Origin of the sequence: Paenibacillus silagei (assembly GCF_017874735.1) — a bacterium.
In the GTDB taxonomy this organism is placed as follows: Bacteria; Bacillota; Bacilli; order Paenibacillales; family Paenibacillaceae; genus Paenibacillus_AQ; species Paenibacillus_AQ silagei.
Genome location: NZ_JAGGLV010000014.1, coordinates 181,395 through 202,823, shown reverse-complemented (window position 1 = coordinate 202,823; position 21,429 = coordinate 181,395). Strand labels below are relative to the sequence as shown.

The 21,429-nt window shown below is 53.9% G+C and carries 15 protein-coding genes and 2 riboswitches; of the genes, 8 read left to right on the top strand and 7 right to left on the bottom strand.

Annotated elements, in window-relative coordinates; translation table 11 throughout:
- The first annotated feature begins 784 nt into the window (after positions 1-784).
- The 5 genes from J2Z70_RS20665 to J2Z70_RS20645 all read left to right on the top strand — a co-directional run bounded on the left by J2Z70_RS20665 (position 785) and on the right by J2Z70_RS20645 (position 4,671).
- Positions 785-2,089, top strand: coding sequence for a hypothetical protein (locus J2Z70_RS20665; protein ID WP_209876343.1), 1,305 nt, complete (start codon positions 785-787; stop codon positions 2,087-2,089).
- A gap of 1 nt (position 2,090) precedes the next feature.
- Entirely contained in the window at positions 2,091-2,693 is a 603-nt protein-coding gene (gene sipW, locus J2Z70_RS20660; protein WP_209876340.1) for a signal peptidase I SipW, read from the top strand.
- A 99-nt stretch (positions 2,694-2,792) separates the two neighbouring features.
- Entirely contained in the window at positions 2,793-3,389 is a 597-nt protein-coding gene (locus J2Z70_RS20655) for a TasA family protein (RefSeq protein ID WP_036732870.1), read from the top strand.
- Between the two features lie 37 nt (positions 3,390-3,426).
- Positions 3,427-4,017 (top strand): TasA family protein, encoded by a 591-nt coding sequence (locus tag J2Z70_RS20650; protein ID WP_036732873.1) that lies wholly within the window; start codon positions 3,427-3,429, stop codon positions 4,015-4,017.
- Positions 4,018-4,338: 321 nt separating this feature from the next.
- A complete protein-coding gene (locus J2Z70_RS20645; RefSeq protein WP_036732876.1) occupies positions 4,339-4,671 on the top strand; it encodes a helix-turn-helix domain-containing protein in 333 nt (110 codons plus the stop codon).
- A gap of 144 nt (positions 4,672-4,815) precedes the next feature.
- Here J2Z70_RS20645 and J2Z70_RS20640 read toward each other — a convergent pair whose 3' ends face one another.
- Positions 4,816-4,959 carry an anti-repressor SinI family protein gene (locus tag J2Z70_RS20640; protein WP_143803895.1) on the bottom strand — a complete coding sequence of 48 codons (144 nt, stop codon included), beginning with the start codon at positions 4,957-4,959 and terminating at the stop codon, positions 4,816-4,818.
- A 34-nt stretch (positions 4,960-4,993) separates the two neighbouring features.
- A riboswitch (cyclic di-GMP riboswitch) is annotated at positions 4,994-5,097 on the bottom strand.
- Positions 5,098-5,592: 495 nt separating this feature from the next.
- Between J2Z70_RS20640 and J2Z70_RS20635 the strand changes: the two genes are divergently transcribed.
- Together J2Z70_RS20635 and odhB are read left to right on the top strand one after the other, a co-directional pair.
- A complete protein-coding gene (locus J2Z70_RS20635; protein ID WP_209876338.1) occupies positions 5,593-8,460 on the top strand; it encodes a 2-oxoglutarate dehydrogenase E1 component in 2,868 nt (955 codons plus the stop codon).
- Positions 8,461-8,519: 59 nt separating this feature from the next.
- Positions 8,520-9,836, top strand: coding sequence for a 2-oxoglutarate dehydrogenase complex dihydrolipoyllysine-residue succinyltransferase (odhB, locus tag J2Z70_RS20630; protein WP_209876363.1), 1,317 nt, complete (start codon positions 8,520-8,522; stop codon positions 9,834-9,836).
- Positions 9,837-10,126: 290 nt separating this feature from the next.
- Here the strand turns inward: odhB and J2Z70_RS20625 are convergent, their stop codons facing one another.
- The 6 genes from J2Z70_RS20625 to J2Z70_RS20600 all read right to left on the bottom strand — a co-directional run bounded on the left by J2Z70_RS20625 (position 10,127) and on the right by J2Z70_RS20600 (position 19,784).
- Positions 10,127-11,359, bottom strand: a complete 1,233-nt coding sequence (locus tag J2Z70_RS20625) for an IS110 family RNA-guided transposase (protein WP_209876336.1) — start codon at positions 11,357-11,359, stop codon at positions 10,127-10,129.
- Between the two features lie 747 nt (positions 11,360-12,106).
- Positions 12,107-13,363, bottom strand: a complete 1,257-nt coding sequence (locus J2Z70_RS20620) for an L-lactate MFS transporter (protein WP_425355122.1) — start codon at positions 13,361-13,363, stop codon at positions 12,107-12,109.
- A 135-nt stretch (positions 13,364-13,498) separates the two neighbouring features.
- A complete protein-coding gene (locus J2Z70_RS20615) occupies positions 13,499-14,230 on the bottom strand; it encodes a LytR/AlgR family response regulator transcription factor (protein WP_209876332.1) in 732 nt (243 codons plus the stop codon).
- Positions 14,227-15,831: a LytS/YhcK type 5TM receptor domain-containing protein gene (locus tag J2Z70_RS20610; RefSeq protein ID WP_209876360.1), complete on the bottom strand. Its 1,605-nt coding sequence runs from the start codon at positions 15,829-15,831 to the stop codon at positions 14,227-14,229. Before J2Z70_RS20610 ends, J2Z70_RS20615 begins: the two co-directional genes overlap by 4 nt.
- A 415-nt stretch (positions 15,832-16,246) precedes the next feature.
- Positions 16,247-17,764, bottom strand: a complete 1,518-nt coding sequence (locus J2Z70_RS20605) for a methyl-accepting chemotaxis protein (protein ID WP_209876330.1) — start codon at positions 17,762-17,764, stop codon at positions 16,247-16,249.
- A 556-nt stretch (positions 17,765-18,320) separates the two neighbouring features.
- Complete coding sequence (locus J2Z70_RS20600; protein ID WP_036695613.1) at positions 18,321-19,784, bottom strand: NAD(P)/FAD-dependent oxidoreductase; 1,464 nt, start codon at positions 19,782-19,784, stop codon at positions 18,321-18,323.
- Positions 19,785-19,922: 138 nt separating this feature from the next.
- A riboswitch (purine riboswitch) is annotated at positions 19,923-20,022 on the bottom strand.
- A 310-nt stretch (positions 20,023-20,332) separates the two neighbouring features.
- Between J2Z70_RS20600 and J2Z70_RS20595 the strand changes: the two genes are divergently transcribed.
- Positions 20,333-21,343, top strand: coding sequence for a GGDEF domain-containing protein (locus tag J2Z70_RS20595; RefSeq protein WP_209876328.1), 1,011 nt, complete (start codon positions 20,333-20,335; stop codon positions 21,341-21,343).
- Positions 21,344-21,429 lie beyond the last annotated feature (86 nt).

Sequence of the window (21,429 nt, the reverse complement as noted above, 5' to 3'; positions counted from 1 at the left end):
TCATTTAGAATGGATGCGACGGATGCCACCCACTTATTTTCATTCCTGGGGGTGACAAGGCCTCTGTCTTGTCATGCCTGTTTTTCGCATACATTGAGTCCAATTACTTTCCTCATTTCCGCTCGCCGCCCACTTTTGCCCCATTCAGGGGCACTTATGCCCCTCATTCCCGCTCGCCGCCTACTTTCGCCCCATTCAGGGGCACTTATGCCCCTCATTTCCGCTCGCCGCCCACTTTTGCCCCATTCAGGGGCACTTATGCCCCTCATTTCCGCTCGCCGCCCACTTTCGCCCCATTCAGGGGCACTTATGCCCCTCATTCCCGCTCGCCGCCCACTTTCGCCCCATTCAGGGGCACTTGTGCTCTTCATTTCCGCCTACCGCCCACTTTTGCCCCATTCAGGGGCACTAATGCCCCTCATTTCCACCTCCCGCCCACTTTTGCCCCATTCAGGGGCACTAATGCCCCTCATTTCCACCTCCCGCCCACTATCAGCGGATAACTCCTATGCACTTTACCTCCCCCTCGTCTCCCCCTCACCTTTCTCCGCTCCTACCAGCCACGCCCGCCGACCGTTCTTTATAAAGAACATTTGTGAAAAACAGCGAGATCGTCAGATAAATCGAGAGATCTCATACATTTCGTACTTTATTGCGAACATTCCGCTGAAAATAACATTTTTCTTTTCTGAGCAGCACAGTGTATGATTTGCTTACGATATCGTTCTTTATTAAGAACGAATATAACGAATTATTCATTAGCAACTCGAGAGGGGGCTTAGCTATGTACCCCAGATCTGCCAAGCGGCGCAAACGGAAAACCAGGAATCTCGGCCTGCGGATTCTGCAATCGGGTATGGCCGTATCTGTGCTCCTGATGTACACCTCAGGCCAGATCGGCAGCACCTATGGAGAGTTCAACACCTCCCAGGAACAGATCAGCTCCATCGGGCTGTGCTCGGTTTTCCCGGGTCAGATTGAGCAGTTGTTGTCGGAATTCAGCGGGCATCTAAACACCATCATAGAGCTGAAAGCTTCCCTTGGCAGCCATAGCATCAGCGGAGTGTATAACACCTCAGTCGCTGCCGGAGAGCTGTCGCTTGCAGAGCTGGATCAGGCTGCGGACGAACTCTCGTCCGAGCTTACTCAAGCTGGCAGCGAGATCGACCTGCTGGAGAAGCAGCTGAGCTTCAATGGGACGGTCTGGCAACACATTCTGCAGGAAATTGGCAATGCAGCGGCCATTCTGCACAAGCTTGGAGGATATATGGTGAACCTCGATCCTAACTGTCTGGAAATCCGTGATGCCCAGTTCTTCGACCAGATTCAAGAGAGCCTTCATCAAAGCGGGATTCTGTCGGAATCGCTGGCAGAGACGTTAAGCGGAATTGTGCAGTATCTTGGCTCGATTCATGATATCGGCGGATCCTTGCCCACCGGCAATCCGGACCGCGTCTTGCTCCGGCAGGATGACTACAGCTTCCCTGCTGAAGAGCCTATCCTCTCATTCGTAACCAGCGCCTACCAAGCAGATTCGCAGGTATCCCCCGCGCTGCTGGCCACGTATGAGCAGTTGAATACCGAATTAACGGCGTCCAAGGACACCCTGTTCTCCACAATCCATACCTTACAGGAGCGGCTCACAGAAATCGCTGAAGCCAAAACAACCCTTGAGGACAAAGCGAAGGCACAGGAAGAGGAACGCCTGGCGCTTGAAAAGGCCGATAAAGCCAGAGCGGAGGAAGCCCAGCGGCTCGCCATAGAGAAGCAGAAGGCTGCTGACGAAGCGCTGAAGCTGGAGCATGAACAAGCACAGAACCAGCCGGCCGCAACCAGTCTTCCGGACAAAAGCCAGCCGGGAGAGGAGCCTGCTCCCGCAGTGCCTGTAGAGGACAATCCAGTCCCCACAGCTTCAGCAGCAGCAGAGGTTATTCCCACTGCCACTCCGGCGTCTGAGATTCTTTTACCGGAAGCAACTCCAGATCCATTACCCGGCAGCGTAATTCCAGGCACTGTAATGGACGGCGCGCAGCCTGCTCCTACAGCTACACCGGCTCCACAATCTGAACCCAGCAAAGGCGGCGAATAAGATGCGCATCCGAAAAATAGTCAATACGATAATTTCCACTCTGATTCTTTTAGTGTTCCTGGTGCTAATCACAGCCGTTGTCATCTCCAAAGCCTCCGGCGGCGAGCCCTCCTTCTTCGGCTACCAGATCAAGACGGTATTATCCGGCTCCATGGAGCCCGGCATCCAGACCGGTTCCATTGTGGCCATTAAGCCGGGCGGGGACATGACCCGGTTCCAGAAGGGTGATGTGATCACTTTTCTGAATCCCGATAATATTCTGATTACCCACCGCGTGGTCGCTGCCGAGCTGAACAGTGCTCTGGGGGAAGCCAGCTACACCACCAAGGGCGACAATAATGATTCAGCCGACACCGCAGCCGTCAGTTCCACGAATGTGGTAGGTGAGTACACCGGCGTGACCGTCCCCTATGTGGGCTATGCCATGAGCTTCGCAGTCTCCAAAGCTGGAAGCGTAGTGCTGATGATTATTCCCGGACTGCTCCTGCTTCTCTACGCGCTGTATTCTTCCTGGAAGGCCGTTGCGGCACTGGAAAAGAAGAATGCCCCGTCATCCGCAGCCAGCAGCGGCGGGCCGGATACTCTGACTGATCTCGTACAATGATCAATTGTTCTCTCCCGTTTACGAAACGCGGAGCCACAATACAGCTTGCCGGAAGCACCGGCTATGCACAAAGCAGACTCATAAGAGAGGGATGAACAAATGAACGTCAAAAAAACATTAGGTCTCGGCGTTGTATCGGCAGCATTAGGCTTAACCCTGGTCGGCGGAGGCACCTTCGCTTACTTCAGCAGCACTTCTACTTCCTCAGCTTCTTTTAACAACGGAACTTTATCATTACAATCTGATCCCTCCGTCATTGTTAATCTCAGCAATCTCAAGCCGGGCGATACCGTCTTACGGGACTTCAAGCTCAAAAATGACGGGACGCTCAATATTCCTAAAGTGGTACTGCGCACCTCATCGGCCATTACAGACGCCCAGGGAGACAACGGCTCCCATAATTTCAAGGATGATATTATTGTGACCTTCCTCGTGAACAAGGATAAGAAGGAATCGCCGCTCCTGGTCATCTCGCTGGCCGATCTGGAGCAGGAGAGTCCCGATCTGGTGGCCCGGGGAATTCTCGGAGCGATCTTAGGCGGAGAGAAGTCCGGCATCAAAGCCGGCACCTCGGATAACCTGACCATCCAGTTCGCCTTCAAGGAGACCCTCCAGCCGCAGAACTATTATCAGGGCGACACGCTTGCACTGACTCTGAATTTCGAAGCCAACCAGGAGAAAGGCACGCTCAAATAATTCCACAAAAACAAACCATTCGAGGAGGAAATAAATAATGGGTATCAAAAAAACATTGGGTCTTGGCGTAGCATCGGCAGCACTGGGCTTGTCTTTAATTGGCGGGGGCACCTTCGCTTACTTCAGCTCCACAGCTACCAGCACGGCAACCTTCGCAGCGGGTACGCTGAAGCTCGGCTCTTCCTTCAATACTCCGGTAGCGCTGACGAATCTGAAGCCGGGAGACTACACCGTCCGCACCTTCACCTTGTCCAATGACGGCACACTGGATATCAAATTCCTCAAGCTTGCCACCACTTACACCGTGACCGATGCCAAGGGCGATAACGCGGGCCAGGATCTCGGAGACCACTTCAAGGTCAAGCTCCTGGATAATACGTACACCGGCGGTTCACTAAGCGGTCATGTGCTGTCCGAGATCTCCCTGAAGGATCTGAAAAACACCCCCAGCTACGATCTCGTAGCAGCAGGTGTACTGCCAGGAGGGATTGCCGCCGCCGGGTCCAAGACCTTCAAGATCGCCTTCGAATTCGTAGACAACACGCTCGATCAGAACATTTTCCAGGGTGACGGCTTAGCTCTGAACTGGACCTTCGATGCTCTTCAAGGAGTGGGAGAAGCCAAGTAGATCAGGGGCCAGCCTATACAAGTGAAAATGGCTTTGCCGTCCTTTTATTAGGAAGGCAGCGTTTCAGCAATCCATCAAGACGGCATATCCTCCCTCATCCGGGCCGGGTATGCCGTTTCTTTTTTCCCGCTGCCGGGTTCAAGGATTTTTGTCCGTTTTGCGGATTTTTGTTATACTGACAAGAGAAAACGGCTTTGCCGGCCTTTGAACGGGCGGTACCGTTTCAACGAGAAAGATAAGGAGAATGTATAGCGCGAAGCATATCACTTCTTATTTTTCACCAAAAAAAGTACGGAGGGCGTTGTAATCGTGTCAGATACTATGGGAAGCCGCATCCACAAACTCCGGCTGGAGAAGGGCTATTCGTTATCCGAGCTTGCCGATAAGGCTGATGTGGCGAAATCATACCTCAGTAATGTGGAACGGAACATTCAATCCAACCCCTCCATTCAATTCATCGAAAAAATCGCTGACGCGCTTCAGGTATCCATTCATGCACTGTTGTATGGCGGACTGGCAGAGACGGAAGAACAGGCTCTGGACGGGGAATGGTTCCGGCTTGTTCAGGAGGCCATGGCCTCCGGTATAAGCAAACGCGAATTCAAGGAATTCCTCGATTACCAGAAATGGCGCATGGAACAAAAGGACAACTAGACGGGCATTATATGCCACAGGGAAGACTCCGCACGGCAGGGAGGCCGCCTTCGGCGAAGGCAGCCTTTCAAGCGGCATACAGAAAAGGCACAGCGTACCGGACGCTGTGCCTTTTCTGTATGTATCCGAACAATGATGACCGCCTTACATCGCCTGGAGCGCCTTCTCACTTAGAAACCGGCGGATATCCTCCGCCGCGATCCCCGCCTGCTTGGCAGACATCAGCAAGTGCACCCATTCTAAATCCAGATCTACTGCCTGCAGCTCGTCATTCCCCTGGTTGGACATATCCAAGAAATCTCCTCCTAGAATTTTCGCGTCCCCAGGCAGTCCGGCCATCATAGTAGTATTGCTACTTTGTAGTATTTCTACTTTAGATCCGAGACTTTGTGCCCCTGTCTTTCGGCAGGTTTACCTTTTACTGGACCCTTTCCATCATGAAAGGATCTGGCAAGAATCGATGAAACCGTTCTCCGCAATAACATTATACAAGATCATACGCAATTAGTGTGTCGTTTTCTGGAATTTTTTTATGAAAAAATGTGAGGAAACTTAGCTGAAATTGCCAGCGGCTTGTATAAATATTTCCAGTTCCAAGTTCAAACACTAGCTAATAGTTTAATTATACTAAAGGGAACCCCATCCGCCCCGACTTGCCGCTGCACGCAACATCGTATAGAGACAATTACCCATTTGTATGTATAACGGGCTGTTATATAAGTTTTTTCTATTTATGATAGTTCCGTATGAATACTGTAATGAATCATGCCAAATTGCGAACGGATTGACCGAAAGTATGAATTGATTACCCCGCCGGAAAGTAGCACAATAGGATGAGAATGAAACCGCAAACATTTGCAGCTCCGCCAAGTGGCACACTGGATGCCTCGCGTGGAGTTTATCCGTTAGGAGGACCTATTCATGGCAGTCAAAGAGCCCTATAACGACACAGTATGGAGCAAATACTACGGCCCCAACCTGGGCTACATCCAAGAAAGATATGAGCAATTTGTCAAGGACCCCTCTTCTGTTGAACAGCATTACCGCGATCTCTTCACCGTATCCGGCCCCCCTCCACTGGCACCCGATGCCGAGAGGGCTCCAAGGCCTGCCGTATCAGCAGATGCCGAGTGGCTCAAGAAGGCTGTCAAGGCCTCGAAGCTGATCGCCAATATTCGAATATATGGCCATATGGCCGCAGACATTGACCCGCTGGAGCGCAGCACGAACCCGATGGCCAAATGGCTGGAGCTGGAGACCTACGAGCTTACCCGTGAGGATCTTAATGCCCTGCCCGCTTCGCTGATCTGGGATAATGCCCCTGCGGATGTGCATACCGCGATGGATGCCGTCCACAGAATGCGCCAGGCTTATACACAGACCATTGCTTATGAATTCGGGCATGTGCATGATGAACGCGAGCTGCGCTGGCTCAACAGCCAGGCGGAATCGATGACCTCCCCTGCCCCGCTGAATAATACAGAACGCAAAGAGCTGCTGAAGCGGCTGGTTCAGGTGGAGCATTTCGAGACCTTCCTGCACAAGACCTTCGTCGGCCAAAAGCGCTTCAGCCTGGAGGGCAATGATGCCCTTGTGCCGATGCTGGATGAGATTGTGCGGGCTGCAGCGCATGACGGCGCCGAGCATATCCTGATGGGTATGGCCCACCGCGGAAGACTTAATGTGCTGGCCCATATTCTGGGCAAGCCTTATGATATTATTTTCTCAGAGTTCCATCATTCGCCGAATAAAGAGCTGTTCCCTTCGGAAGGCTCCATGGGCGTGACCTACGGGTGGAGCGGTGATGTGAAGTACCATCTCGGGGCTGACCGTGCCGTCCGCGAAGGCGAGACCGTGCGTACCCGGATCACGCTGGCCAATAACCCGAGCCATCTTGAATTCGTCAATCCTGTCGTCGAGGGCTTCACACGCGCCGCACAGGAAGAACGCAACGCTCCGGGACTGCCTAAGCTGAACACAAGCAAGGCTATGGCTGTGCTGATGCACGGCGATGCAGCCTTCCCTGGCGAAGGTATTGTCGCTGAGACGCTTAATATCGGCAAATTGCAGGGTTATCAGAATGGCGGTACCGTGCATATTATCGTCAATAACCGGATCGGCTTCACCACCGAGAGCGAGGATTCCCGCTCCACCCATTATGCCAGCGACCTGGCCAAAGGGTATGAGATTCCAATCGTGCATGTCAATGCCGATGACCCGGAAGCCTGTATTGCCGCAGTCCGTCTGGCCAGCGCTTACCGCCATATGTTCAAGAAGGACTTCCTGATTGATCTGATCGGCTACCGCCGCCACGGACATAATGAAATGGATGATCCCGAGACGACCCAGCCGATTGTGTACGGCAAAGTGCGGAACCACCCTACTGTGTACCGCGCTTATGCAGAACGCCTGGAGCGCGAGAAGGTAATCACAACCGATGATCTGAAGAACATGATTGCCGAGGCGGAGAGCGTCCTTCAGCAGGCCTTCGATCAGATGAAGGAAGGCAAGCAGAAGAATGCGGAGTCCAAAACCGCCGTCGCGCTGGATAATGGCAGTCCCCAACAGCGTCCGACTGCCTTCCCTCTGGCTGGTCTGCAGGAGATTAACCGCGAGCTGCTGCGCGTACCGGCAGGCTTCAAGGTCTATCCGAAGCTGGAACGGATTCTGCAGCGCCGCAAGGATGCGCTGAATGACGGAGAGCGGGTAGACTGGGCGCTGGCAGAGACACTGGCCTTCGCTACCATCCTGAAGGATGGCACGCCGATCCGCCTCAGCGGACAGGATTCACAGCGCGGCACCTTCGCCCACCGCCATCTGGTGCTGCATGACAGCGAGAACGGCGAACTCTATTCTCCGCTGCATCAGCTGAGTGATTCCAGCGCTTCCTTCGGCGTCTACAACAGTCCGCTGTCCGAGGCCTCTGTCCTCGGCTTCGAATATGGTTATAACGTGTTCGCACCGGAGACCTTCGTCATCTGGGAGGCTCAATATGGCGACTTCGCCAATGCCGCTCAGGTCATTATCGACCAGTTCATTTCCGCCGGCCGTGCTAAGTGGACGCAGCGCAGCAATCTGACGATCCTGCTGCCTCATGGCTATGAAGGCCAAGGACCAGAGCACTCCAGCGGCCGAATGGAACGGTTCCTCCAGCTCTCCGCCGAGGAGAACTGGACTGTAGCCAACCTGACCAGCGCTGCGCAGTATTTCCATCTGCTCCGCCGTCAGGCCGCGCTCTGCGGACAACCGGATGCCCGGCCGCTGGTGATCATGGCGCCGAAGAGCCTGATCCGTAACACGCGCAGCACCTCAGCCGGAGCGGATCTCGCTTCGGGCACCTTCCAGCCGGTTCTTCCCGAGCCGCTGCTCGGCAGTAAGCCGGAAGCCGTGAAGCGCCTCGTGGTATGCAGCGGCAAGGTGGGCATCGATCTCCAGACGGAGCTCGAGGCAACGCGCGGACAGGACTTCTCCTGGCTGCACATTTTGCGCATGGAACAGCTCTATCCGTTCCCGGAACGCGAGCTTGGCGCTCACCTGAGCAGCTTCAGCTCTCTGGAGGAGATCGTCTGGGTGCAGGAAGAACCGAAGAATATGGGCGGGTGGACGTATGCCGAATCCCGGCTGCGCGCCATCGCACCGCAGAAGGTCACTGTCCAGTACATCGGCCGTCCGGACCGCTCCAGCCCAGCCAGCGGCTACGCGGATGTCCACAGCTTCGAGCAGCGGCGCATTGTCCGGGAAGCCCTGAAATTGAATGCTGCAGTGCAAGCACCTGTACCGTCTTCCTGAGCACAGCAAGGCGGTCATCCGATATCACGCACACCACTATATTTGGGGAGGTACGGCCTGTGTCCGAGATAAAAGTACCCGATTTGGGCGAATCGATTTCCGAAGGAACGATCTACAAATGGCTGGTTAAAGAAGGCGACACTGTCGGCCAGGGAGATGTGCTTGCCGAGCTTGAGACCGACAAGGTCAATCTCGAGATCAGTGCGGAGGAGGACGGCGTCATCTCCTCCATCCTGCGCCAGGCGGGCGAGAACGTTGCCGTTGGCGAAGCCATCGGCATCATCGGCAGCGCCGCCGGGGCAGGTGCTGCCAGCGGGGGCAAGCCTGCAGCAGATAATACACCGCAGAGCGGCAGCGCGCCTGCTGCTGCCGCAAGTGCCGCAGCGGCTGAACCGGCCGCTGCGGTAACGGCTCCAGCCGCCGCCGAAGGTGCGGCGGCAGGCACTGCGGCCCTGGCTTCGCCGGGGGCGCGCAAGCTGGCGCGGGAGCGGGGCATCGACCTCGGCGAGGTCAGTGCCCGCGACCCTATCGGCCGGATCGGTCAGGCCGATGTGGATGGTCATGGCGCAGCCGGGCCGCAGGCCGCTGCGCCAGCAGCTCCGGCGGCCGTGCGGCCGGAGCCGGCGAAGCCCGCGCCGCAGGCAGCGGGCAAGGCGCCGCATGCCGAGGACGGCAAAGCCACCGAGCGCAAGCGCATGTCGCGGCGGCGGCTGACGATTGCCAGCCGCCTGGTCGAAGCGCAGCAGACGGCCGCGATGCTGACCACCTTCAACGAGGTGGACATGACGGCCATTCTCGACATCCGCAAGCGCCGCAAGGATGCCTTCAAGGAGAAGCACGAGGTCGGACTCGGCTTCATGTCCTTCTTCACCAAGGCCGTCATCGGCGCGCTCAAGGCTTACCCGATGCTGAACGCCGAGATCGACGGAGAAGATCTCCTGCTGAAGAAATATTACGACATCGGCATTGCCGTAGCTGCCAAGGAAGGCCTGGTCGTACCCGTCGTCCGCGATGCCGACCGGCTTAGCTTCCCAGAGATCGAGCGGCGTATCGGCGAGCTGGCCTCCAAGGCGCGCGCCAATACGCTCAGCCTGCCGGAGCTTCAGGGCGGTACCTTCACCATCACGAACGGCGGAGTGTTCGGCTCCCTGCTGTCCACACCAATCCTCAATACCCCGCAGGTCGGCATTCTCGGCATGCACAAGATCCAGCTGCGCCCCATCGCGCTGGATGAGGAGCGCACGGTCAACCGTCCGATGATGTACATCGCCTTGTCCTACGATCACCGGATCGTGGACGGATCAGAAGCAGTCAGCTTCCTCGTCAGAGTCAAGGAATTGCTGGAGGACCCGGAATCCCTGCTGCTGGAAGGCTAAGCCCCCGGCCCATCGCTTCTCCAACCATTTAATTAACATAAAGGCACCCGTTAGAGCGTAACCCTACGCCCTCCCGGATGCCTTTTTGCTATATCCGCTGACTCTGACTCAGCCATACCCGCTCATACCACCATGCGCCTGTTCTCGGCAGCCCACGCACCTCCACCGCGCTAAATGTGGTCGGTTTAATACGAAAATAAAAGTACCGGAAAACGCGCCGCAGATTGGATTTTGACAAAAAAAGACCCACCACCCCAAAAAACGTTTCGTTTTTTTTGAAAAAGGGAAGACTATGGGGTAGGATTTAGTTGCACGCTATATCCTAACTGCTGGATATATTGCACATACCGATCCAACCGAGTTTTCTTGGACGTCTCATCGCCTAGTGAGACGTCTATTTCTTGGTATGACCTCTTCTCCCGCATTAGGGCATGGAGGATTCGAATCAGCAAATGCGCAGTGGCGACGTTTGCTTTTTTGTCTCCTCGTCTCTTCCGGATTCGTCGAAAGAATTGGCCGATCCGGTTCGAGGAGCGAGCGTTCGCCCAAGCCGCCTGACACAACGCCCCTTTCAGATGCTTGTTCCCTTGCATCGTTTTTGACTTTCTTCGCTTTCCCGCGCTTTCGTTGTTCCCTGGACACACTCCCGCCCATGAAGCAAACTGCGCATCACTTGGGAACATTTCCGCGACATGCGGCCCCACTTCGGCAAAAATGGTCACGGCAGATATCCGCTCTATTCCTGGAATGGAGTCCATTTGTTCAATTACCTCCAGGTACGGTTCTGCCTTCGCCTCGATTCGAGTTTCCAGTTCCGTGATTCTTTTCTCCAAATAGACCAAATGGTCCCAGTGGTCTCGAATCATCTCCCGATGATGACGGCGCAACTTGCCATTGAGCGCGTCGAGTAGCTGCGGAACTTTCTTTTTTAAACGGGTTTTGACCAGGTTTTTAACGGTCACTTCGTCCACGACCTCGCCGTCCATGATCTTTTGGAGCAGGCCCCGTCCCGAAACCCCATATAGATCGGACATAGAAGTGGTTAGTTTGATGTTGGCATCCTGCAGGATTTTGTGAATGCGGTTTTTCTCCGCCGTCACCGCCTGCACCATCTTACTCCGGTAACGGGTCAAATCCCGCAAATCCCGGATGTCTTGTTCTGGCACCATACTGCCTTCAATGAGCCCGCAACGGTGCAATTGCGCTAACCAGCGCGCATCTTGCATGTCCGTTTTTCGACCCGGCGTATTCTTTACCCGCCGGGCGTTGGCCAGGACGAGGTCACAACTGCCCTCTAAGATGTTCCATACCGGTTTCCATAACACGCCGGTACTCTCCATCACCACCTCCCGACACCCGTGTTCACTCAGCCAATCTTGCAGGCCTAGCAATTCTTTGGTTGTCGTCCCAAAGGTTTTCAGGTGACATTGGGGTTTCTGTTCGATCGGTCCTTTCATCACGCAGGCCACAACGGTTTCCTGGTGCACGTCCAGACCGGCACAACACATACGTACAGCATCCATTCCAACCATCCTCCATCGTCAGTTTACAAATCATGCGCTCGAGTGAGTGTAATTTAATACACGTACTTTTGGGGGCTACAATAGGCGATGCTCGAAAAGCGCAATAGAACGGTTTTTCGAACGGGGTGTGTCCCAGTAACCGTTTCCGCCCTTTGATTTGTATATGTAGTGTTGACGACTCCAGCCTCATTTAGAATGGATGCGACTGATGCACCCGACTTATTTTCATTCCTGGGGGTGACAAGGCCTCTGTCTTGTCATGCCTGTTTTTCGACCACATTTAGCCGACGAAGCGCGTCCGGGCCAATTGTGATCGGTTTTTCGATTACATTTAGCCGATGCGGCGCACCCAGTCCAATTGTGATCGGTTTTTCGATTACATTTGGCCGACGCTACCCACCCAGTCCAATTGTAGTCGGTTTTTCGATTACATTTGGCCGACGCGGCGCACCCAGTCCAATTGTAGTCGGTTTTTCGATTACATTTGGCCGACGCAGCGCGTCCAGCCCATTTGTGGTCGGTTTGCTGAATTAAGTACGTTAAACAGTTGAACGGACGACATTCTGTATTAGGTACACTGCTCATTTTCATGCTGGAGTTGTGCCTCGAAAGACATGTTTGTTTTCGACCATGAAAAAAAGACCTCCACCACCCGCTCACGCGAACGTAGGACATCTCTTCTCCAAAAGCTATTCTCTTTGTCTATACTACTTTAAGCCGACGTAAGTCGATAAGTCGATATATGGTTTAAGCCGTATGCCGTGAAGGCTTCAGGCTCATTCCCTTGGCTTTGGCTGCTCTGGCTACCGGAGGCTTAAGCGAAACCGCCAGGATACAGGCCAGAATACACAGCAGACCGATGATGTTAAAAGTAGGCTTGAACCCGCCGAGGAAGGCGGCGATGAATGAACCGGACAGCGCGCCGATCCCGAAGCCCTGATAGATGATGCCGTAGTTCTTGCTGTGATTCTTCAGGCCGAAGAAGTCACTGACAATCGCCGGGAAGACGGTAATGTTACCGCCGAAGCAGAAGGCGATGGCCGCCACACAGGCGAAGAACAGGCCATAGCTCAGTGTGGCATAGCTGAGGGTAAACATCGCCACTGCCGTTACCGCGAGCGTGATACTAATCAGCTTGGTGCGGCTTACCCGGTCGGATAATGCGCCAAGAATCAGGCGTCCAGCCGTATTAAAAATAGCGATCATCGCTACAGCATTCGCCGCCGTCGCCACATCCATACCCGCCAGCTGCACACCGATATCCTTCACGATACCGATCAGATAGAGGCCGCTCATACAGGCGGTGAAGAAAATCACGAACAGCAGGTACGCTTCCTTCGTGCGGAGCATTTCCTTCACGGTATAATCCTTGGGCAGCAGAGCCGCCCCGGAAGCGGACGATGCCCGGTTTCCCGCAGCAGTTACAGCAGGTGCAGCCACCGGAGCCTCCCGGATAAGCAACGAGCCGAGGAGGATCATCAGCATGACCATCAGGCCCCAGTATAGAAAAGCATTCGACACCCCCGCCGATTCAATCAGGCTGCCGTTGATGTATTTGAAGATCAGACTGCCCGTTCCGTAAGCACCCACGGACACCCCGGAGATCAGTCCCTTATGCTTCGGGAACCACTTCATCAGGTTGGACAGCGAAGTAATATACGCCGTGCCATCAGCATACCCGACCACTACGCCAGCCAGCAGGTAGAACATCGGCAGGGAACTGGCCTGTGAGCTTAGCATCAGCCCCAGTCCCAGCAGGATACCTGAAGCTGCGGTCAGTCTGCGGAGACCGAACCGGTCCTGCAGCTTGCCTGCGAACAGCGTGGCGAAGGCCAAGGCAAAGCTGGTAATAGAGAACGTTATCGAAACTGAGCTAAGCTCAAAACCAAATGTACTAACAAGATGTGCGTTGAACAGGCTCCAGGTGTAGATGGTACCGAGTCCCATTTGCATAATCACTGTACCTAATACGATGAGCCACCGTTTACTGGCTGTATCCGTTATCATCAGAATTTCCCTCTTTCTCTCTGAAGTCGCTGAAATCGCTTCAAGGCTTACTTTGCCTCTTCATTGTAGCGAAAGGAGGGCCTTCTGAGAGAAATCCGGAATGAGATGACACTGACGGGGAATGAACTGCCGTTAGAGACGCATAATCTGCCTGAATTCCTTCACCTTGCTGCGGCTGACTGGAACTTGGGCATTCAGATCCCGCAGCCTTAGCAGATAGGTATTGTTGAACCAGGGGATGATTTCCTTGATTTTGGACAGATTGACCAGATAGGAGCGGTGACAGCGGAAGAACTGCTCCTGCGGCAGGCGGGTATGGAATTCACTGATACTGAGGGCCATGCTGTATTCCTCCCCCTTGGTGATCACACTCGTTGTTTTCTCCTGCGCCGAAGCATAATAGATTTCGTCTGCATCGACGACGATAATCTTTTCATTTTTCCACAGATTGACCTTATCGCTGCCCAGCTTCACCGGTCCCTCTTCCCCCTGGCGGCTCCCGGCCGCAATGGCACCCTCCAGCTTCTGCAGCATCGCTCTGATCCGCGTCTCACTGTAAGGCTTCAGAATATAGTCGAACGCTTCAATCTCGAACGCCTCGGCGGCATGCTCCTTATAAGCTGTAATGAACACAATATACGGTTTGACCGCGAACCGGCTGATATTATGGGCCAGCAGCACCCCGTCAATCGAAGGGATATTAATATCCAGGAAAATCACATCCACCGTATCCGTCTGCAGATACTTCAGCGCATCCAGCCCGTCCTCGAATTCCGCCGCAATTTTGATCCGGCTGTGGGTCTGAATCAGATACGTAAGCTCCTGTCTTGCCAGCACTTCATCCTCGACAATGATCGCTCTCATCGCTGCTCCTTTATCACATCAAAATAGATTTCCGTCCCCTTATCCAGCCGCCGGATGGTCAGACCCGTGCCATAGATCAGCTTGATACGCTGGTGCACGTTGTTGAGGCCGATTTTGTTGCCCTCCATGCTTCCGCTGTAGACCTTCGCAATCGTCTCTTCACTGATCCCCGCTCCGGTATCGGCAATCCGCACCCTTACGCTGTCTCCGTGGTCTTTGACCGAGATGTCTATCGTTCCGTTCCCTTTCCCCTTCAAAATCCCGTGGATAATCGCATTCTCCACCAGCGGCTGAATGACCAGACTCGGAATGCGCACCGCTACCTCATCTATATCGTACAGAACGCTCAGGCGGCTGCCGAAGCGGGCCTTTTCAATCTCCACATAATGCTGCACCTGCTGCAGCTCGCGCCGGATATCTATGGACTCATCGGTCAGCTCCAGATTATACCGCATATACCCCGACAGATTGACGATCAGCTCGCGCGCCTTGTCCGGGTCGATCCGGATGGAGGAGATAATTGCATTCAGCGCATTGAATAGAAAATGGGGGTTGATGCTGGTCTGCAGTGCCTTCAGCTCGGCCTTGTTGGCCATCTCCTTGATCCCCTCAACCCGTGACACCTCCATCAGCGTGGAGATGATCTGTGACAGCCCTACCGCCATGGCCTGGAGGGAATAGGTGATTTTATGCGCGTGGGTATAGTAGATCTTGAGTGATCCCGTCACCTCCCCCTTCTCCTTCAGCGGGATAATGATCAGCGAGCGGATGTCCCGGTTCATGTATTCGGTATCGTCGTCACGGATGGTAATCTCCCCGCTGCTCAGCGTCTGCTTCGTCTCCTCACTGATGATCTCATTGGCTTCGGCATAATATTCTTCCCCGACACCCACGTAGGCCAGAATGACTCTGGTATCGGTAATTGCCACCGCATCCGCCCCGATATCCTCCTGGATGATTCCGCAGATGGTACGCAGCGACTCGGGAGTAATACTGCGGAAATACGGAAGCGTCTTATTGGCAATCTCCAGCGCCAGCTTGGACTGCTTCGCGGCAATCCGTTCTTTCTCCCCTTCTACACTCTGCACAAGCGTAACGATCAGCCCGGCACAGATCTGCCCCACTATCATCGGAAAAGCAATCTTGGACACGATATCCACGCCCAGCGAATGGGGATCAGCCATCACCAGAATCAGCGCCATCGTCAATGCCTCGCAGGCCATCCCGGCAGCAATGGCAGCGATCCAGCGGCGTTCAGGCGAAGTGCGCCGGTAGATGATCCCGGATACCACGCCCGCTGTAATGCTCGTAATCAGACACGGGAGCGAGGTCACCCCGCCGATATCGATCAGGAAGCGGTGTACCCCCGAGATGATCCCGGTAATCAGCCCGACCCAAGGGCCGAACAGAATCCCCCCGGCGATAATGGCGATAATTCGCACATTGACCAGAGACCCCTCCACATTAATCCCGCTGTAGGTTCCGAAGATGGCGAACAGGCTGAAGATAACCGTGACAATCGCCAGCTCCTGAGGGGCATGCACCCCTTTGGCAAAAATCTCCTTGAACCGCGGCACCCGGCTCAGGACGAACAGACACATCAGCAGCAGCGCTGCCCGCTCAAACAATTGCAGCAGAATACTCAAATTATATTGCACACTCACGCCTCCATAGGACAAGCTATCGGTCCATTATAAGTTGGGATAATGGTTATAGCAATCTGCGCAGCCGCCGCTAAGGGTTGAGGTAATCCTATTGGATTTCCAAACCAGGCATGTCGTGTTCCCACACTGAGTATAAAAGCCCTTCTATTGCGGAAAATTAACTATTATCGTAAGGTTGTTTTAAAGGAGTGATAGCCTGTGCGTATAGCTTTTTGGATTGTATTTGCCTTTGTTGGCATTTTGATCTTTTGGATAGTGGGCGGCTTAATTGGCCGTAACAAACGAAAGTAATCTATAGGGGCTGTAACAGCCCCTCAAAATAACCGCTGCACCTTTTGATAAATGAGGGAGCCTAGACTGCCAGATCAATCCCCACCACACCCACAATCTCTCCGTCACTGTTCGTAATTGCTCTGGAGAGGGTGATGCAGGAACGCTTCGTAATGGCCGAGACATACGGCTGCGAGACGTACTGCCCTTCCGCCATTGCCCCGTTCCACCAGTCCCGGCGCTTTGCATTCAGCAGCCCGGCCGCAGGCTCGGAGTAGATGAAGGTGCCATCCGTCCGGTTGGACCAGATGGCCTGCACATCCGGCACCTTATTCTTACAGGCCGTAAGAACTCTGCCATGGATGTCCGCATCCCCCGCGCACATCTCCTGCTTGGCTGCTATCTCCTGAAGCACCGTCTGCATTTCCTCAAGCCGCGCCGTATATTGACTCAGCTCAATGACTTCGCGTCCGGCAATGCCATTCACTGACTGCTGCAGGGTCTGAGATTCCAGCAGCAGACTTGCGCTGATCTCATTAAGCTGCCCAATCTGCGTGCGCTGGCGGGTCACCTGCTCCAAGGTCAGGTCTACGCCTGCTATGGTCTCATTGACAATCCCCACTGCACCGCTCAGCTCGCCGGTCACCTCTTCGATCAGACTGTTCTGCCGCTCTGCCGCAGCCGCTGACTCCGTAACTATGACCCCGACTTCCTCCACCCGGGCCGAGATATCCCCGAGGCGCTGCTTCACCTTCGCCACTTCATTCACTCCATGCGCAACCGCTGTCTGCTCCTTCGTGACCGACTCCAGCACCTGCCGTACGCCATGATTGAGATCCCGCAGCACCGCCGTTGAGCGCTCCACGGAATCCCGGCTCTGATCGGCCAGCTGCCTGATCCGGCCTGCGACCACAGCAAATCCGCGGCCCGCTTCCCCGGCCCGCGCAGCTTCAATCGAGGCGTTCAGGGCCAGCAGCGAGGTCTCATTGCCGATGCCTACGATCAGGGCGTTCATCTCCTCCACCAGCGCAATATGTCCGCTTAACACGGTGAATTTGCCCAGCATATCTCCGCTCTGCTCCTGCAATTCCTCCATGACCTCATCTGTATTCTTCAGGGAATCCACCATCCCCGCCATCCCTGTACGTGCTGCCTGCATCGCCATACTCAGCCGTCCGGTCAGCTCTCCAATCTGTCCGGTAACTGCTGCGACTCCGCCCATCCTGGCAAAAGCCCCCTCAATATTGGCCTTCGCCTCATTGCTGCGGGTCTGCAGCTCCACCTCGTAGGCATGCGAATAGTCCGCTGTCTGCTGAAGCCCTTCGGTATGACGGGTAATCTCCTCCAGAGCACCATGCAGCCGGTCCGAGGTGACAACAATTTCATTGCCCAGCCGCTCTACCTTGCTCTGTGATTCCGCCAATTGCCGGGCTCCAACCGCTCCGTTCCGCCCCATATCCAGCGCAAGCCCAGCCAGCGCTACCATCAGCAGCAGATAGACAACCTTATGTACCCAGTACATCTCCATCCATAAGCCATACAACCCCACACCTAGCAGCAAAATAATAACGATAGCGGCCTTGCTCCGGCGAATTCCCATTCTGCACGTTCACTCCACTCTATCATGTTATGTATTCTAACATTATATCAGCAGAGTTAAATTAAGGAAACCACTACTATATAGATTGCACTTATATTTTTTCTGATATGGGATTGCCGTGACTCCATAGAAATTTTGGACTTCCGGTCGCACATACATTTGGTCCGTGTGTCTGTTTGTGAGCATAATGTATGCTGTTTTTCACATACATTCGGTCCGTGCGCCTGCTTGCTAGCACAATGTATACTATTTTCCACATACATTTGGTCCGTGTGCCTGCATCAGAACACAATGTATACTGTTTTTCACATACATTTGGTCCATGGGCCTGCTTGCGAGCACAATGTATGCTGTTTTCCACATACCTTTAGTCCGTGCGCCGCTCTACCAGCCAATTGCCATTCGGTTTTAAGCATAACTCAGCATTAAAGTCATTCTACGAATCATTCAAAGAATACTTATCCCCAAATCTATAGTTTCCTAAAAAACAATAAAAAACAGCCGACCCCCAGCATATGAGGATACGGCTGTCCTTCCGGCGTCATCCCGCCCAGGATTATACCCCTGCCGGTTGTACGCTAACCTCTTGGGCATTCTTCGCCATCATGCCGCGGGCGATCCACACGCCAGCCGCTCCGGCCTGGGCCAATCCGCGGGTAATGCCTGCCCCGTCGCCGCCGCAGTAGAGGCCGGAGATTTCGGTCTCGAACTCATCCGTCAGCTTCGGACGGGCGGAATAGAATTTCGCTTCCACGCCATAGAACAGCGTATGTTCGGAGGCGATGCCCGGGGTTACCTTTTCCAAGGCCTCCACCATTTCAATCAGGCTCTTCATCGTGATGTACGGCAGCACCAGACCCAGGTCACCGGGCACCGCTTCCTTCAGTGTAGGCTCCAGGAACCCTTCCTTAATCCGGGTCTCCGTAGACCGGCGGCCCCGCAGGATATCTCCGTATTTCTGTACAATGACCCCGCCGCCGGACAGATCATTCGCCCGCTTGCAGATCTCCCGGGCATATTCATTCGGCTTGTCGAACGGCTCGGTGAAGGTATGGGAGACCAGCAGCGCAAAGTTGGTGTTCTTCGAGCCCAGCGCTGGGTCCTTATAGGAGTGCCCGTTCGCGGCCATCGCTCCGCTGTGATTCTCCACAACCACATGCCCCGAGGGATTACTGCAGAAGGTGCGGACGCGTGTACCTACGGAGGTATTGAAGATGAATTTGCCCTCGTACAGATGCTCATTGATCTCCCGCATCACCACATCCGAGGTCTCAACACGCACCCCGACATCGACCTGGTTATTGTACATTTTGAGCCTGCGCTTCTTCAGCACCTCGGTCAGCCAGGCCGAGCCGTCCCGACCCGGAGCAATCATCACCAGGCCAGCCTCATGACTCTCCCCGTTCTTCAGCGTAATGCCTGTAATGCGGTGCGTTCCGTTCTCTTTGACGGTAACGATATCTTCAACTTCTGTCTTGTATAACATATCAATGCGTGTCCGCAGATATTCATAGATCGATTTCAGAATCTCCAGGTTCTGCTCGGTTCCGAGGTGGCGGACCTGCGCCCGCAGCAGCTTCAGCCCGGCGGCATATCCCCGCTGCTCGATACCGCGAATGCTCTCCGTAGTCGGATCGGTAATGACCGGGGTTGCCCCGTGCTCCAGGTTGATTCCATCTACATATTCAATCAGCTCCATCACCTTGGAAGGAGGTAGATAATCCGTCATCCAGCCGCCGAATTCGGTGGTAATGTTGAATTTGCCGTCACTGTATGCACCAGCGCCGCCGAAGCCCGCAGTAATGGAGCAGGCCGGCAGACACCCGGCGAATTCCTTGCGGCCGGAGGCGGGCGGACAGAGCTTGATTTTCTCCTCCAGGATCGGGCAGTTGCGGCGGTAGATATCATGTCCCTTGTCCACCAGCAGCACCTTCAGCTCAGGGGCCTTCAGTGTTAATTCATAACAGGCGAATATTCCAGCCGGACCGGCTCCAACAACAATTACATCATATTTACTCATATCTTCTCTGTTCCTCCCAAGGTGAAACGGCTTCGGCCTGCGGTTGACAGGGGCCGCAAAGCGTCTCTGCAGTATATTAGTCCACTTAACCAAGCAGCACACAACAGCACACAAAAAAACCTGGCCTCTTCATAGGTATGCAAAATGCACCCTATTCGTAGCCAGGAATTTACGGTCCCCTGTAGAAACCCCCAAACCTTATCATTGAGGATATACGAACAACTTCACCCGTTATTACGGGGCAATTGGAATTTTACCGAATAAATCCGAATGTGTCAATGATGAATAGCATGAATAGTTCGTGTTTATAGCATTATGCAGAATCACGTACCCAGACAACCTAACAAACACCTTACAAACACGAACGTTATTCCAGACCTATTCCCTGACATAAGACCTAGAAGGAGAAACGAGAACATTGTCGAATATATAAGTACATTGCCACTGGAAAAGAGGAACATCTTATGCAGATCCCGCCCCCTACTCCTCGCCAAATGTATTGGAACCGCGTCCTCCTCAATACCTTTTGGATGGCGCTTTTTGTTTATATGGCAAGCCAGCTATATGTTTACTTATCCATGTGGGGCCACCGGCCCGAGTTGTCCGACAAGCCATATCTCATTAGGCATATCTGGATTCCAGATGCTATTCTGTTCGCCCTGCTGCTGATTCTGGAGGCTGTTCATAAATACAAGCCACTGTTATCCGAATTCTCAATTATTCTTGGAAGCCACCTGTGCGGTATCGTGTTCATCCTGAATCTTAGTTCCGAATATCATGTGAAGCCGCTGATTATGCTGCTTCCGCTGCTGGTGTCGATGATCTATCTGAGGGAGAATTATCTGAGGGCTTCCTCTGTGATCTGCCTGATCTACATCATCATACTATTTCTGAACACCTCTATTACCGATTACACGCTACGCATCCAGAACATCATTATCACCCTGATCCTAGCCGGAACCTCCCTGGCCGGCTTCGGTGTTATAGCCCGAGGCAAGGATCTTATGCGCTCGCTGGAGAATTCGTTGAAGTCAGAGCAAGAGCTGCGCATCCAGAATATTATTATGGACCGGCTGTCCAAGATCGACCCGCTGACCGACCTGTACAACCATAAGACCTTTCATGAGTACCTGGGCTGGCTGATTGACCATCAAGAGAGCAATCCTTTTCCGATGCAGCTGGCGGTTATTGATATCGACAATTTCAAAAAGGTCAATGACCGGTACGGGCACTGGGTCGGAGACATCGTTCTCCGGCAGGTCGCCGCTGTCATGCTCCAGCATATCGGCTCGGATGATTTCGCAGCGCGGTACGGCGGCGAGGAATTCGTGATTATTCTGACATCCAAGACATTAGAGGATTCGGGCCGCATTATGGAGAATATCCTCACAGGAATTGCAAGCCTTCCGATCAGCGAAATGGACAATGAATCGGTTACCGTGAGCATCGGAATGCATGAATATAACGGCGGGGATTCTAAGAGCTCTATCTTTCAGCAGGCGGACGACGCCCTGTACGAGGCCAAGAAAACCGGCAAGAACAAAATCGTCATCTTCTAAGTCCATCCATCCACAAAGTGTGGCTTTAGCTTAAATATAAGAATTTATATGTTGCACACGATAACTTATCCTTCTATTTCTCGCTA